This is a genomic window from Porticoccus sp. Uisw_050_02, assembly GCF_047729555.1.
Taxonomy (GTDB): Bacteria; Pseudomonadota; Gammaproteobacteria; order Pseudomonadales; family Porticoccaceae; genus Porticoccus.
On the sequence record NZ_CP159825.1, the window covers coordinates 390,042 to 405,236 of the forward strand.

A 15,195-nucleotide genomic window follows, 5' to 3' on the forward strand; every position below is an offset into this window, starting at 1 on the left:
TAAGCTGTAGTTATTTTGTACCAAGATGTAATTTACGTAATTCTTTGCCCTGGTTTTGCTCCACTGTCGGGCGATAGCAGGTATATCCCGTCATTGTCGCCAGCCGCTAGAACCATCCCTTCAGATACACCAAAACGCATTTTTCGTGGCGCTAGATTTGCAACTATAACTGTCAGTCTACCCTCCAGATCTTTAGGTTCGTAGCATGACCTTATACCAGAGAGAATGCTTCTTGTTTCGCTGCCAATGCTTATGGTAAGTCGAAGTAATCTGTCGGCTCCTTCAACATAGCCCGCTTTGGTGATAAGCGCTACTCTTAGATCAACTTTTATAAAGTCATCAAAATTAATTTCAGCCGCTATTTTTTCTATTGGCGCTGGTTCAAATTTTGCCTCTAAAGTCATATGTTCTGATACCTTTTTGTGTTGATCCAGATGAGCTGTAACAAGCGCATTATTCGCTGTAAGCATAGAGTTTATTTGGCTCTGCTCAATTCTTTGCATTAGGGGTTCAAAAGCATTTATTTTATGATTAATGAGCGGTTGAGATAGCCCACTCCAACTCAGTTTTTCATTGAGAAATCCCTCAACAACTTCAGACATGGCTGGCAATACAGGCTTAAGATAGACCATTAAAACCCTAAACATGTTGATCCCAAGAGAGCAGATATCCAATACCGCTTGTCTTTGCTCAGGGTCCTTAGCTAGCTTCCATGGCTCCTTAAAAGCAATATATTCGTTGGCTGCGTCTGCTTGGGCCATGATTGCCCTCATAGCTTTACCAAATTCACGATTTTCGTAGTGGTTGGCGATACTTTCTGCTGCGCCAGTTATTTGAAGCCATAGCGATTCATCTTCAATTGTAGTAGAAAGCACCCCGTCATTTCCTTTGGTAATAAAGTTTGAACAGCGGCTAGCTATGTTTACTATCTTTCCTATTAGGTCGCTGTTAACCTTCTGCATAAAATCATCTAAATTTAAGTCAAGGTCATCTACTCCAGCAGAAAATTTGGATGCGAAATAATAACGTAAATATTCTGGATTTAAGTTCTGAAGGTAGCTTTGGGCTGTAATAAATGTACCTCGAGATTTGGACATTTTTTTACCATTTATCGTTAAGAATCCATGGACGCAAATTTTGGTAGGAGTTCGAAAATTTGCGCCATGCAGCATCGCAGGCCAGAACAAAGCATGAAAATTAATAATATCCTTACCGATAAAATGATATAGCTCAGCGCTAGATTCCTTATCCCAAAAATCTTCAAATTTAAGATTTGATCGATCACATAAGTTTTTAAAACTGGCCATATAGCCAATTGGTGCATCCAACCAAACATAAAAATACTTCCCTGGTGCACCAGGGATCTCAAACCCAAAGTAAGGTGCATCACGACTTATATCCCATTCGTGTAAGCCTGAAACGAGCCATTCATTTAGTTTGTTGGCTACTTCGCTCTGAAGATGCCCATCACGAGTCCATTTTTTCAAAAATTCTGAAAATTCTGGAAGCTTAAAAAAATAGTGCATAGATGTTTTTTCTATGGGGGTTGCCCCAGAAATAGTTGAAACTGGATTTATTAAATCAAGAGGCGAATAAGTTGCCCCGCATGCTTCACAGTTATCTCCGTACTGGCCCTCTATTTTGCATTTTGGGCATGATCCTTTAATGTAGCGATCCGAAAGAAACAGGTTTTTCTCTGGGTCGAATGCTTGGATAATTTCACGAACAGCAATATGCCCGCTGTCGCGTAAACGATTATATATAAGCGCTGAAAGCTCTCTATTCTCTTTTGTGTGAGTAGAGTAATAGTTATCAAACTGAACCAAGAAGCCCTGAAAGTCTTCCTCATGTTCAGTGTGAACTTGGGCGATTAATTCTTCAGCAGTAACACCCAGCTCTTCAGCCTTGAGCATTATGGCTGTACCATGGGCATCATCAGCACAGACATAATAACATTCGTGGCCGCGCATTTTTTGAAAGCGCGTCCAGATGTCTGTTTGGATATACTCTACTAGGTGCCCAAGATGTATTGGCCCATTGGCATAGGGTAGCGCGCTTGTAACAAGAATTTTTCGACATTTAGTTGTTTGTTTTGGCATCATGCTTGACTGTTATTTTTTGTCATTTGTATGCAGGCTAAAAATTTATTGACTTAGCAAGTTGTGCATACCTGTATAATTAAAGTGCACTATGTTATTTAGGAGGTTAATTGTAACGGTTTTCCCCTAGATTTTCATTAGTTTTACGAGGATTTGATATGGCTGAAGGTGATATTCAGGAAGGCCTTATAGGGGTCAAGCATGTGATTGCTGTTGCATCTGGTAAAGGAGGCGTTGGCAAGTCGACTACAGCAGTTAATCTAGCCCTTGCGTTATCGGCAGCTGGAAATAGAGTTGGTATTGTTGATGCTGATATCTATGGCCCCAGTTTGCCATTAATGCTTGGTGTTTCAGAAAATGTAAGACCTGAAATAGTTCAAGAAAAATTCTTTGCACCTTTAGAGACATTAGGTTTAAAGTCTATGTCTATAGGGTACCTGATGACAAAAGACACGCCAGTAGTTTGGAGAGGCCCAATGGCTAGTGGCGCTTTGTTGCAAATTCTGACCCAAACCATTTGGGGTGAATTGGATTACCTGGTAGTAGATATGCCACCTGGCACAGGAGATATTCAGCTGACATTGGCGCAAAAAGCGCAGCTGTCTGGCGCAGTGATTGTTACCACGCCTCAGGATGTTGCTCTGTTGGATGCTCGAAGAGCTATTGAGATGTTTGATAAGGTCAACATCCCCGTGCTTGGTATTATTGAAAATATGGCAGTTCATGTTTGCAGTCAATGTGGGCACCACGAACATATTTTTGGGAAAGATGGGGCCCAGATAGTCGCGTCTGAATATAGTGCGGAGATTTTAGGTGTGTTGCCTCTTTCCATGGATATTCGCCAGCGGGCCGACGATGGGAAGCCTTCTGTGTACTTTGATCCTGAATGTTCTGAGAGTCATGTGTATCGAAATATTTCACTTAAAATAACCACTGTGCTGGCAAATACCGTATCTCATAATGGTCCAGAAATTATTATTGAGTAACTTTTAGCTGCGTACTTTGATCAAGCCGACCAAAAAGGTATTATGCAGAACTTTTGTTATCAAATAATTTTGGGAAGTTAAGTACTATGAGCATTAAGTCCGATAAATGGATCACACAAATGTCGTTAAAAGAGGGAATGATTGAGCCATTTGTTGGTAGACAAGTGCGTCAACCTAACCCCAGTGGCGAGAAGGTGATTTCTTATGGTGTCTCGAGCTATGGATATGACGTTCGGTGTGCTGATGAGTTTAAAATTTTTACAAATGTTCACTCAAAGACAGTTGATCCGAAGCATTTTGATGAAGATGCATTTGTTGATATAAAAGGCGACTACTGCATCATACCTCCTAATTCTTTTGCGCTAGCGCGCACGATAGAGTACTTTCGGATTCCGAGAAATGTGTTGACAGTATGCTTAGGTAAATCTACCTATGCACGCTGTGGAATTATAGTTAATGTGACCCCTTTGGAGCCAGAGTGGGAGGGTCATGTCACTCTAGAGTTTTCCAACACAACCAGTTTGCCCGCAAAAATTTATGCAAATGAAGGGGTGGCTCAAATGTTGTTTTTTGAGTCCGATGAAATTTGCGAGGTTTCTTATGCGGACCGGGGAGGAAAATATCAGGGACAGACTGGAGTTACCTTACCTAAAGCGTAGTGAGGCTACCTAGTTCCTTTCCTGCTAGCGTGCCGTTTTCTAATAACATTCTATAGTCACCTCCACCTGCTTCATGCTGCCATAGTTGAATTAACATGAAATTCCAGCGAGGAGCAAACCATAAAAACGTTTCTCTATCGCTCCCCTCCCGTATTTTTCTAATTTTTAGTGTATTGATTTCTCCTAAGGGCGTCTTAAGTGTCTCTTTTCCCAGAATTTCAAAACGATAAATTCTCACTTTACCTTTTTTGATTATAGGATAATTCAAAAAAGTGGCGCCATTAATCAAGTCACTTTGTAGTTTTATCTGGTAAGTGAGCTGGTTAAAATGAGCATCACTTAATAAAATTTGACGCTTCTTCTTTTTGCTTTCATAGCTAGCAATACCGGTAGTTTGATCATAGAGCAATAGCTCTTTTTTCTTTAGGCCGAACATGTTGCGCGTGGCTCGATATTTCAATTCAACAATAGCGCCATGAGCATTCATTTCAAAAATTGCTTGTTCGCTGATATCGCTAACCATGTTGTTTGCCGTTGTACTTAGCGTGTAGGCCGTTGCTTTGCCTGTTAAATTTCGGCTGATCTTCACATCCATCCCATTGTATGAGCCAGAATAAATGAGATTGTAGGGTGTCAACGCAAGAAGATTAATCTCCCCCGTATCAGCTTTAGTATATGCGGCGGAATACAGACTAACGCAGCATAATATGCATATGCTGAGATTACGTTTCTTTAAGGCAAAATAAAGCCTAGATTTAACTTGGCCAATCAACCTCTGATTTTTAATTAAATGCGTAGATTTTTGCAGAACACAAGTAAGAAACGATCTCAGCATACAATATTACTTCTCCGTTGTAGTGTCAGTGAAAGTTAGGCCATATTTAGGTAATACCACTGAGTCTAGATAAGTTTTTCCATCAACTAAAGAAAGTCGTCCTGCGCAGAACCACTGGACTGCCAAGGGGTAAATTTGATGCTCTTTTGTTAGAACACGGCGAGCCAATACCTCTGCACTGTCATCCTGATAGATGGGTACTTCTGCCTGCAGAACGGAGGGTCCTCCATCGAGCTTGCTTGTGACAAAATGCACTGTAGCTCCAGCATTTAAATCACCAGCATCAATTGCTTTTTGGTGCGAATGAAGGCCGGGGTATTTAGGTAGTAAAGATGGGTGTATGTTCAGGATGCGTCCATCAAAATTCTCAACAAATTTTGATGTAAGGATACGCATAAAGCCTGCCAAAATAACCAGATCTGGCTTATAAATTTGAATCTCTCTGCACAATGCTTGATCAAAATTTTCTCTACTTGAAAATTGCAGATTGTCTATGACCGCATGCTTGATGCCCGCATCGTCAGCGCGCTTTAGTCCTAGAGCCTCAGGCTTATTGCTAATGACCGCAGCTATATCAGCCTCAATCACTCCACCATTTATTGCATCTATAAGTGCCTGCAAATTGCTGCCGCTGCCAGATAACAAAATAACCAATCTAGATCTGCGCGTTGTAGTCATGCTCTAGAGCCCCTTTAGCACGACTTTTTTATCATCATCTTCAGCGTGAACTATACTGCCAATAATAAATGCCTCTTCCCCTGCAGCATGAAGTATATCTAGTGCTGTTCGACTTTCTGCGCTTGATACGCAGATAATCATTCCAATGCCGCAGTTAAAGGTGCGATACATTTCTATAGGGTCAACATTGCCATTTTTTTGAAGCCAATCAAACACAGACGCTTGCTTCCAGCTTTTAGTGTTAATAATTGCTTTAGTATTTTTTGGCAACACTCTGGGAATATTTTCTAGAAGCCCTCCACCAGTTATATGCGCAATAGCATGAACTTTCATATGGGCATTTTTTACTAAAGCTAAAATCGATTTTACATAGATATGAGTTGGAGCTAGCAGCACCTCTCCCAATGGAACTCCGCCAATGAATTCGTTTTTAATATCGGTATTCGAAATTTCAATAATTTTTCGAACTAAAGAGTAGCCGTTGGAGTGAAGACCACTAGAAGCAAGTCCGATTAAAGTGTCACCCTCGCAAGTATTGGCACCATCAATGATTTCAGATTTTTCTACTATGCCAACACAGAAGCCAGCAAGATCATAATCTCCTTCTTTATACATTCCTGGCATCTCTGCAGTTTCCCCACCTACTAGCGAGCAACCAGCAAGTTTGCATCCTTCACCTATACCGGAGACTACAGACGCGGCTACATCAATGTTTAATTTTCCAGTAGCATAGTAGTCGAGAAAAAATAGCGGTTCAGCCCCGCAAACCAAGAGATCGTTTACGCACATTGCAACCAAGTCAATACCAATAGTGTTGTGGATATCGAGGTCCACAGCCAGCTTTAGCTTGGTTCCGACACCGTCGGTTCCAGAAGCAAGAACAGGCTCTCTGTACCCGCTTGGTAGGTTGAATAGAGCGCCAAACCCACCTAGTCCTGACAAAACCTCTGGTCGTCGAGTATCTTTTGCAACGTGTTTAATGCGCTCCACAAGAGTATTTCCAGCATCTATATCTACACCGGCATCTTTGTAGCTCAGAGAGGGAGTATTTTCGTCATGCATTGCTTCTGACCACCTTAAGTTGGTTGTGTTGCTGTTCAGCACCTAGTTTTTACTAATTTTTTCAGTAAAAAGAATTAGCAGATAGGTTATTTTATATTAAAACAAGGGAACTGACAGTCAGATAATGCGTCTATCTGCACTCTACTGATACAATTATGTTATGAATTTTTTTTCTTTTTTCAAAAATACGCTAGCCTGGCTTTCTATGACGGTCTTTTTTTCTGCTTATGTGGGTGCTGATATCGTAGCTAATCTCCATGAAGTTATAGTGCCTGTGGCCAATCAAGGCGACAAGGAAAGATTGAAAGCTATGAGTATTGGCTTGGAGTCGATATTAGTAAAAATTACAGGTGAAAGCCAACCCTTGAAAGGCCTAGTCCACCCTAGCCCTGAAAGCTTTGTGGCAGATTTTTCTTATGTGGGTTATGTCGATCCGCTGCAAATTAAGAGCGCAAATTCGGGGCTTGGTATTAGCTTCAATTATGACCCCTCTGAGGTTGGAAAATTGATACAAAAATATCGATTAAAAATTTGGCCGGCTGACCGACATTTTTTGCTCGCTTGGATTGTAATTGAAGATCCAGTAGAAGGAATTCGCTTTATGACACAGGAAGAATTTCCTGAGACGACAGAAGCATTACGGAGACTTATGGATAACAGGGGTGCGCCATTAGTTTTCCCCCTACTGGACTTAAAGGATACCAAAAATTTTTTTGAAGTGGATGTTTGGAATCTTGACCAAAAGAAACTTTCGATCGCCTCCGATCGCTATACTGCCAAATATTGGGTCGCAGTGCGCCTATTCCAGGGGTCTTCTGGTCAGTGGAACGCCTCCTGGGATTTTTCAGCGAATAATTCTATTGAATTAAAGCATACAATGGCGAACAGCTTGCCGAAATTGTTCGACGAAATTGTACCTCATATTGTCGATACGATGGCTTCTCGATATTCCTATATTCCCAAAGAAAATACTGAGAAAATAGTCCTCCAGCTCCAGAATATAAATGATTACGCCTCACTTAGAGAGGCAATAAGTTACCTGGAGTCTTTGGAGATGGTTCGGGACTTGAGGGTAAAAATTATTGACCAGGACAGAGTTAGTTTGGAGCTTCATACGGGGGGTGAGGAGCTTCTATTGCTGGAAACTTTTCGAAGGGATCGACGAATAAAAGAGAATGTTAATAATTTTAAAGGTCCTATCCTTGTTGATATTGAAAAACGGGGAGCGACATTTTTACCCAAACCGCAATTGCAATTTATATGGCAGGGTCGTTAGTGTCAAAGCAGCTTATTTTAAATGTTCAACTGAATGATGACGCTACCTTTGAGAACTTTTTTTTAAAGGACAATAGCTACAATTATACTGCAGTTGAAGTCCTTAGAAACCAGCTTCTTTCCCATGATAATCCTTTTGTTTATCTTTGGGGCGCCCACGGGAGTGGCGTTTCCCATTTACTGCAAGCCAGTTGTCATAAGGCTTTTTCGCAAGGGTTGTCATCTCAATATTTATCATTGTCTGAATTTTTAGATTACTCGCCTGAGGAGTTGCTGGGTAAGCTGGAAGGCGTATCGCTAGTTTGTCTTGATAACATTCAGGCAATTTCAGGAAAAATTGGCTGGGAGAAGGCGTTGTTTAATCTATACAACCGTATTAGAGACTCAAGTGAATTTTTATTGCTGGGTTCGAGTTGCCCTGTCCGAGAGCTTTCATTAAAGCTCCCTGATTTGCAGTCTCGCTGCAGCTCAGCCCCTATATTTCAACTTTCGATGTTGGACGATAGCGATAAATTAAAAATTCTCCAATTTCGTGCTCTACGCAGAGGAATGAAGCTGAATGATGATGTGGCTAAATATATGATTGTTAGGGCTTCAAGAGAAATGAAATCCCTAATGCATTGCCTTGATGTACTTGAAGAAACTTCATTGCAAGCGCAGCGAAAACTCAGTATACCTTTCGTAAAGAAGATATTTAGTTGGTAGCGGAGCTGCTATTAATTATAGTTAATAAATTTTCAGTAGTTTGCGGTCCCAATAGAACAGCTTGCAGCGCACCTTGCTTGTCAATGACTAGCGTTTCTGGAAGCACTCCGCTTGGCGCGACGCCGAACTGTTCTCTTGGGTCTCTCGTTAATATAGGAAAATTGATGCCCATATTTTTCGCTTGCATCTTTAATTCATCTCCCTGTATGCCGTCATAGTTCACCCCAAGAACAACAACATCATTACCCCATTTTTTCTGCAAAGCATTAAGTTCGGGTATTTCTGTTCGGCAGGGCTTGCACCATATGGCCCAATAATTAATCAGCACTATGCGTCCGCGGAAATCGTAAAAGTTTAATTTTTGTCCGTCAGTAAGTGTGTAGACAGTATCATTTTTTTGACAAGAGGCGATTAAAAAACATAAGAGTAATAACCCCAACCATAAAACAATTAAAGAAGCGCGCAGTTTGTTATCCGTAGTTACTTGCACTGACGAGACTCATTGGAGAATAATTCAAAAACTGTCGAGGAAAAAGTGTCGTCAACCGCCATGTTTGTTTGATCTAAAATGTCAGTTAGTTGTCGTTGCCACGGATAAATGACGAGTGTTTCAGTATTTGTGTGTTTAGGGATAGTGACAGATCCATTGTTAGACAAAGATGCAAGATGGGTAAGCTTGATATGTGCAAGATCTCTTATTAAAACATAATGGCCGTTATTGGTTTCTTTTAAAATATGCTCTTTAAGCAATTGATCTCGTAGCTTCATCCAATGCTGTTCTTCAAATCCTGCTGTGAGCATATTTTTATTAGAAAGAGTTTTGTTTTCTTGCTGTTTGTTCCAGCACTCCCATAGTATTATCAAAACTGCGACGAAGTCAGAAAAACGATCCTCACCCCAAACAGATTTGAAGGTTTCTAGCGATCGAACCAGTTCTGCTCCAGCAAGAACAATAATCCACATCAAATAGATCCAGATGAGAAATATAGGAAATATTGCAAAGACCCCATAAATATTAGTATAGCTAGAGTAGGATATAAATATGCCAAAACCAATTTTGGCTAACTCAAAAAGCATAGAGGTAATTAAGCCACCGATAAGGGCATATCGGTAAGATACTTTGCAGTTAGGGATGGCAATAAAGAGAAAACTAAAAGCTCCCCATGTAAATAGCAATGGTAAAATTTTAAGCATTGAGCCAATAATGCCTAGAGTGTCAGTCTCATTGGTTGTCAGCTGAAAAGAAAGAAGATATGCGTGGATCGCCAGGCCAATACCGATCAATAGGGGACCAATACTGAGAACCCCCCAATATAAAAGAAAGCTATACAGGCCTCGACGACAACTTGTGTTGCCCCAGATTTTATTAAAAGTTTTTTCTATATTTGCTAGCATTAAATAAGACGTTGCCAAAAGGATTACTGCCCCCAAGATTGATAATTTTCGTGCTTGATTTGAAAATTCAGTCAGATATTGTTGTATTTCTGCCCCGCTTTGCGGTAAAAAATGGCTGAAAATCAATGCTTGAATTTTATTTTCAAGGCCTTGAAATGCTGGCACCAAGGAAAACATTGAAAACATTAGAGTCATTATGGGGACGACTGCAAAAAGAGTCATATAGGTTAAGGCTGAGGCGCTTTGGCCACAAGCATCACCAACGAAACGACCAGAAAGGTGCCGAAGAAAATGCACAATCATTCGTTGTCTTGGGTGCATAAAATACATCCTTTGGTCTCTTATGTGTAAACCCAGGTAGCCCTAATGACCAGTTTTCAGCTAAAATGTATGGCTAGCTTATTCAATTATACAGAGGTTCTTCTTACAAAGACCATGATTAGCATCTATCACAATCCCCGTTGCTCTAAATCTCGACAAGCCTTGGCCCTTTTGGAGAAAAAAGGACTTGCTGTAGATATTTTGATGTACCTTGAAAAACCACCAACAGTAAAAGTATTAAGGGATCTTTTAAAAAAACTTGGGATTCCGGCTCGCCAGCTGCTAAGGACAAATGAAGATATCTATAGAGAAGAAAAATTGTCAGATAAAGAAAAAACAGAAAGCCAGCTTATTGATGCAATGGCTAGACATCCAAAGCTTATACAGCGGCCCATAGTAGTTAATGGCGATAAAGCAGTGATTGGGCGGCCACCCGAACAAGTATTGGAGATTATCTAATGGCATATATTTTGGTTCTTTATTATTCACGTTCTGGTAACACTAAGATCATGGCTGAAAAGATAGGGAGTGGGATTGAGCGGGCTGGCCTAGAGGCCAGAATCAGAACGGTCCCAGCTATATCGACTGTTTGCGAGAGCACTGAGCCAGATATCCCAACAACAGGACATCTTTATTGCACCCAGGAAGATCTAAGAGATAGTGCTGGTTTAATACTGGGAAGCCCTACGCGTTTTGGAAATATGGCTGCTCCACTTAAGTATTTTTTGGATATGACGGGAGATATTTGGTTGAATGGAGATCTAATCGGAAAACCGGCCGGCGTGTTTACTTCCACCGGCTCTCTTCATGGCGGACAAGAAACAACCCTCTTGACCATGATGTTGCCTCTAATGCATCAAGGAATGATTTTAGTTGGTCTGCCGTATAGCGAGAAAGCTCTCCATAGTACCACTAGGGGTGGAACCCCGTATGGTGCATCCTGCCAAACAGGTAAAGATTTTGACGACATTGCCCCAGAGGAATCAGAATTATGTATTGCTCTGGGTAAACGAATTGCTAGACTGGCGAAACGACTAGCCCCTCATTCTTAACTAGGAAATATTATCGATATGAAAGTTATTTCTGGTCTGGGTAAAAAATTACATGTCTGTCGTAGGTTAACGTGGGGAAGCATAATGCTTTTTGGCTTAGCCTTGCTTGCTAATAGTTTTATCCGGTCAATTCCCCTTAGTTTGACAATTTTTACATTTGTACCCTTAATTATTCTTTTGCCTGGGTTGTATAAAGAGAAATATAAGACTATCTCAATATTATGCTTTGTGGTGTTGCTGTATTTTATAGTAGCGGTAGATAACTTCTTTTCACCTAGCTCTAACTACGTCGATGTGCTGGAAATAATCATATTGGTGATTATGTTTAGCGTTGCTATGATGCATAGTAGATGGAAGCAATATTCGCTTTATCAGAGTGATTCTGAATGAGCATTAAAAGAAGATTTTTAGGCCCCTTAATACAGCTTTTCAAAGGATTAATTTTTTTAACCCAAGGACTAGTAAGTCTGATTATAGTACTCATAATTGTTTCCTTTATTGGAATCTCTTTTGATAATGAAACCGAATTTTTGCCAGAGAGCGCCGCCCTAAAGATCTCCCCGAATGGTATTTTGGTAGACCAAAAAACCTTTATTTCTCCAATTAAAAAATTTCTAGATGAAAGTGATACTGCAGCTGAAACGTCAATCTTTGAGCTAATCGATGCTATTGACTATGCAGCCACCGATCCCCGTATTACCAGCTTAGTTCTGCAATTAGATTATCTTACGAGCGGAAGCATTAGCAAATTAGAGGAAGTGGGGGAAGCTTTGATGCGATTTAAATCCAGTGGCAAACCTATTGTTGCCATCGGAGACAGTTACTCCCAAGAGCAGTATTATTTGGCAAGTTATGCTGATGAAATACACCTTCACCCCATGGGTTCAGTAATAATAGAAGGCTATGGTAGGTATACTATTTATCTAAAAGAAGCTCTAGATAAATTACGTATTAAGGTTAATGTTTTCCGCGTAGGAACATATAAGGACGCGATAGAGCCATTTACTCGCTCAAGCATGTCTGAGGCTTCACGAAAGCATACCTCTCAATGGATCCATGAAATCTGGAATACCTATACGACTAGAGTAGAGGGCTTAAGAGGGTTGAGCAAAGGGTCTATTAATGACTATGCTAATAATTTAGGAAAAAAATTATTAAAGCATCAAGGTAATGCTGCGAAACTAGCGTTGGATACTGGTTTAATAGATAAGTTATCGAGTAGACAGGAGGTTATGGCTCGGCTGATATTACTTTCAGGTTTAGCAGATAACGGCGGCTATCAACATATAGACTCTTCGGATTATCTAAAGTATATAGAGCAGCAATCAAAACCCTCGGGCAGTAAAATTAGCATGAATCAGGTCGCCCTAATTGTAGCCAAAGGCGTTATTAGTGAGGGCGACCAACCTGATGGCCTAATAGGCAGCGAGAGTTTGTCTAAATTGTTAAGGCAGGCTCGTGAAGACGACAAGATAAAAGCTGCAGTGATACGCATAGATAGTCCTGGTGGTAGTGCTTTCGCTTCAGAAGTGATTCGCCAAGAGATGGTATCTTTAAAGAATTCCGGAAAACCTGTAGTAGTTTCTATGGGTTCAGTTGCAGCCTCTGGAGGATACTGGATAGCCATGGGCGCCAGTGAGGTCTGGGCTAGCCCAACTACGATTACTGGCTCTATTGGTGTTTTTGGCATTATTCCTACATTTGAAGATACCTTGCAAGATCTGGGAGTTCAAAGTGATGGCTTAGGAACCACAGCCTTGTCTGATATTTTTCAGTTATCTAGACCTATGTCTAATCATGCAAAAAAAATTATTCAGGCAGGGGTGGATCACACTTACAGTCAATTTTTAGCCATTGTTGCTGAAGCAAGGAACAGTAGTATTGAAGGAGTAGATTTGATCGCACAGGGTCGTGTTTGGACAGGAAAAAAAGCTCTAGACTTAGGATTAGTCGATCAATTAGGCAGCTTAGCGCAATCTTTGGATTCTGCAGCAAAATCTGCAAATCTTGATGGTTATGAAATATTAAAGTTGACTCGTCCTTTAGACTTTCGTGAGAAAATTTTACAAGAGATTGATGGGGTTAATTTTGGATTTTTAGTCGGCGCATTTCCTGAAAAATGGAATCCTTTAAGCTTGACAGCCAAACTTAAAGGATTCGCTAAAAAACTTATTCTGATGACAGAATTAAATGACCCGAGAGGAATATATTTAAGTTGCTTTGAGTGCGCTGAATAGTTATTTTTTAGAGGTAAAAAAACCAGCTAAATTATTAAAATGAAGCCGATTTTTAAAAGTATGTAGCTTTATGTGTTGGATTTTAGCGTTCTAGATATTGAAGCTTCCCTGTAACCCCATCCCATTCTTCAGCATCCACCGAGGGTTCTTTTCTCTCGGTTATATTTGGCCAAACTTGAGCTAGTTCAGTGTTTAGCTCTAGGTATACTTGTTGGTCATCAGGTAATTCATCTTCAGAAAATATAGCCCCTGCAGGACATTCTGGTTCGCAGAGCGCGCAATCGATGCACTCATCGGGGTGAATGACTAAAAAATTAGGGCCTTCATAAAAGCAGTCTACAGGGCATACTTCCACACAATCTGTGTATTTGCACTTAATACAATTTTCGCCGACGATAAATGTCATTGTGTAATTCTCCCTAAGACTTGGACGTTGATCAGCGCCGCATTATACAGAAATCAAATCCTGTGTTTAAACAATATCTACTCAATATTATTTAATTTAATAAATATTAAGTAGATCCTTGCAAGTTTAGCTAGCCATAATAGCCAAAATAGCAGCATATACGGGAAGGATAATTGAAAGAATGATAAGATATCTAACAGATTATTTGTCCTACAACTCTCCTAACATTAGGCGTTCCTTTGAAATACAAAAAAAATAACATAAAGCTTAAACGTAAAATAACTCAGTCTGCTATTAAGTTTGAGATTAATAGCATGGATCCGCTTGGCCAGGGTGTTGCAATCGTTGATAAAAAACCATGTTTTATTTCAAAGACTTTGCCTGGGGAGACAGGAACTGCAACTTTGACCAAGGCGAGCAAGGGGGTAAAATTTGCGAGGCTAGAGACGCTGGACGTGACAGCCGATAACCGAAAGAGCTCAGAATGTGAACACTTCGATAGCTGTCCTGGATGCCATTATCTGCACACAGATTACGAGAGTGAGTTAGGCTATAAAACACAAGCCTTAAAGCATCACTTGCAGCGTTTTGATGTCGACATTCCTGAGATAATGGTCAGCCCAGCCCAAAAGCGCTTAGGGTATCGTAATCGTGTACAGCTACATTACCGGCATAAATATATAGGCATGATAGACGGCACAACAAACAATGTGATTGAAGTACCAAAATGTTTATTATTAAGTAAAGAGTTAAAGACTGAGCTTGATAAACTTTATAATGATAAGAGCTGGACTGAGAATCATGCAGCTGAAGGTCATTGTGAATTATTTTTAACTGAGAGCGGCGCTAGAATTGAGTGGAACAAACCATATGCTCATGGGGGGTTTAGTCAAGTTAATAACGCTATGAATGAAGTGCTAAAAACTGCTGTTTTCAATGAGATAGGAGACAACAAGGCACGAGAAGGTGCAAAAAATACATTATTAGATTTATTTTCCGGAAATGGAAATCTTTCAAATATGATTGTTACGGACAATCCGTTAGTTGAAAGAGTGATGGTTGATTTCGCCCCAGACCGAGTTAACTTAGAGAAATTGAATTTTGTGCATTTAGATTTATTCTCTGAGACCGCATTGAGGACATTCAGGGCTCGCTCGGAATATTCAAAATATGATATGTTTATCGTCGATCCGCCAAGAAAAGGATTCACTGGTTTACAGCAATGGGCGAACACTTTTAATCCTAAGCAGATAATTTACGTGAGTTGTAATGCGGCAACCATGGTTAGAGATTTGCAGAAATTGGTGCATAAATACACAATTAAGAAAATCCATTTAATTGATTTATTTCCAGGAACCTATCATTACGAAACAGTTATAACGCTTTCTTTAACTTAGTCGAACAGCTCATGCGTGACTTAAAAAATGATTAGAAAAAGACTGCAAATCAGTAATAATTTTGATTGAAATATTATAGGTGCCATTG

At 40.2% G+C, this 15,195-nt stretch carries 16 protein-coding genes; 9 read left to right on the forward strand and 7 right to left on the reverse strand.

The features are described from left to right. Positions 1-32: 32 nt before the first annotated feature. Complete coding sequence (gene metG / locus ABXT41_RS01860; RefSeq protein ID WP_415391142.1) at positions 33-2,102, reverse strand: methionine--tRNA ligase; 2,070 nt, start codon at positions 2,100-2,102, stop codon at positions 33-35. Positions 2,103-2,257: 155 nt separating this feature from the next. Here metG and apbC point away from each other — a divergent pair, with 155 nt between their 5' ends. After that, positions 2,258-3,085 (forward strand): iron-sulfur cluster carrier protein ApbC, encoded by an 828-nt coding sequence (gene apbC, locus ABXT41_RS01865; RefSeq protein WP_415391143.1) that lies wholly within the window; start codon positions 2,258-2,260, stop codon positions 3,083-3,085. Between the two features lie 86 nt (positions 3,086-3,171). After that, entirely contained in the window at positions 3,172-3,744 is a 573-nt protein-coding gene (gene dcd / locus ABXT41_RS01870; RefSeq protein WP_415391144.1) for a dCTP deaminase, read from the forward strand. Here dcd and ABXT41_RS01875 read toward each other — a convergent pair. The 3 genes from ABXT41_RS01875 to purM form a co-directional block, all read right to left on the reverse strand. Beyond that, positions 3,734-4,381, reverse strand: coding sequence for a DUF3108 domain-containing protein (locus ABXT41_RS01875; protein WP_415391145.1), 648 nt, complete (start codon positions 4,379-4,381; stop codon positions 3,734-3,736). The two genes, dcd and ABXT41_RS01875, sit on opposite strands and share 11 nt — an antisense overlap. A 204-nt stretch (positions 4,382-4,585) precedes the next feature. After that, positions 4,586-5,257, reverse strand: coding sequence for a phosphoribosylglycinamide formyltransferase (gene purN, locus ABXT41_RS01880; RefSeq protein ID WP_415391146.1), 672 nt, complete (start codon positions 5,255-5,257; stop codon positions 4,586-4,588). 3 nt (positions 5,258-5,260) lie between these two features. Then, entirely contained in the window at positions 5,261-6,319 is a 1,059-nt protein-coding gene (gene purM, locus ABXT41_RS01885) for a phosphoribosylformylglycinamidine cyclo-ligase (protein ID WP_415391147.1), read from the reverse strand. Positions 6,320-6,479: 160 nt separating this feature from the next. On the opposite strand from purM, the gene ABXT41_RS01890 reads away from it, so the two are divergent. Together ABXT41_RS01890 and hda are read left to right on the forward strand one after the other, a co-directional pair. Continuing rightward, positions 6,480-7,595, forward strand: coding sequence for a DUF2066 domain-containing protein (locus ABXT41_RS01890; RefSeq protein WP_415391148.1), 1,116 nt, complete (start codon positions 6,480-6,482; stop codon positions 7,593-7,595). Continuing rightward, the gene (gene hda, locus ABXT41_RS01895) at positions 7,595-8,299 is read left to right on the forward strand and encodes a DnaA regulatory inactivator Hda (RefSeq protein ID WP_415391149.1); all 705 of its coding nucleotides are present in this window, start codon (positions 7,595-7,597) and stop codon (positions 8,297-8,299) included. Before ABXT41_RS01890 ends, hda begins: the two co-directional genes overlap by 1 nt. Here hda and ABXT41_RS01900 read toward each other — a convergent pair. Continuing rightward, positions 8,289-8,789: a TlpA disulfide reductase family protein gene (locus ABXT41_RS01900; protein ID WP_415391150.1), complete on the reverse strand. Its 501-nt coding sequence runs from the start codon at positions 8,787-8,789 to the stop codon at positions 8,289-8,291. The genes hda and ABXT41_RS01900 overlap by 11 nt on opposite strands. Continuing rightward, positions 8,780-10,024, reverse strand: coding sequence for a YihY family inner membrane protein (locus tag ABXT41_RS01905; protein ID WP_415391151.1), 1,245 nt, complete (start codon positions 10,022-10,024; stop codon positions 8,780-8,782). Before ABXT41_RS01905 ends, ABXT41_RS01900 begins: the two co-directional genes overlap by 10 nt. Before the next feature lie 105 nt (positions 10,025-10,129). On the opposite strand from ABXT41_RS01905, the gene arsC reads away from it, so the two are divergent. From arsC to sppA, 4 genes are read left to right on the forward strand one after another with little or no spacing between them, the layout of a single operon-like run. Continuing rightward, on the forward strand, positions 10,130-10,474 hold the full coding sequence (gene arsC / locus ABXT41_RS01910) for an arsenate reductase (glutaredoxin) (protein WP_415391436.1): 345 nt from the start codon (positions 10,130-10,132) through the stop codon (positions 10,472-10,474). Continuing rightward, a complete protein-coding gene (gene wrbA / locus ABXT41_RS01915; RefSeq protein ID WP_415391152.1) occupies positions 10,474-11,067 on the forward strand; it encodes an NAD(P)H:quinone oxidoreductase in 594 nt (197 codons plus the stop codon). The genes arsC and wrbA overlap by 1 nt, the downstream gene beginning before the upstream one ends. Positions 11,068-11,085: 18 nt before the next feature. Continuing rightward, positions 11,086-11,457 (forward strand): DUF2069 domain-containing protein, encoded by a 372-nt coding sequence (locus ABXT41_RS01920; RefSeq protein ID WP_415391153.1) that lies wholly within the window; start codon positions 11,086-11,088, stop codon positions 11,455-11,457. Further along, complete coding sequence (gene sppA / locus ABXT41_RS01925; protein WP_415391154.1) at positions 11,454-13,304, forward strand: signal peptide peptidase SppA; 1,851 nt, start codon at positions 11,454-11,456, stop codon at positions 13,302-13,304. Before ABXT41_RS01920 ends, sppA begins: the two co-directional genes overlap by 4 nt. A gap of 82 nt (positions 13,305-13,386) precedes the next feature. Here the strand turns inward: sppA and fdxA are convergent, their stop codons facing one another. Beyond that, positions 13,387-13,710, reverse strand: coding sequence for a ferredoxin FdxA (fdxA, locus tag ABXT41_RS01930; RefSeq protein ID WP_415391155.1), 324 nt, complete (start codon positions 13,708-13,710; stop codon positions 13,387-13,389). 239 nt (positions 13,711-13,949) lie between these two features. Between fdxA and ABXT41_RS01935 the strand changes: the two genes are divergently transcribed. Further along, positions 13,950-15,107 carry a class I SAM-dependent RNA methyltransferase gene (locus ABXT41_RS01935; RefSeq protein ID WP_415391156.1) on the forward strand — a complete coding sequence of 386 codons (1,158 nt, stop codon included), beginning with the start codon at positions 13,950-13,952 and terminating at the stop codon, positions 15,105-15,107. The last annotated feature ends 88 nt before the right edge of the window (positions 15,108-15,195 follow it).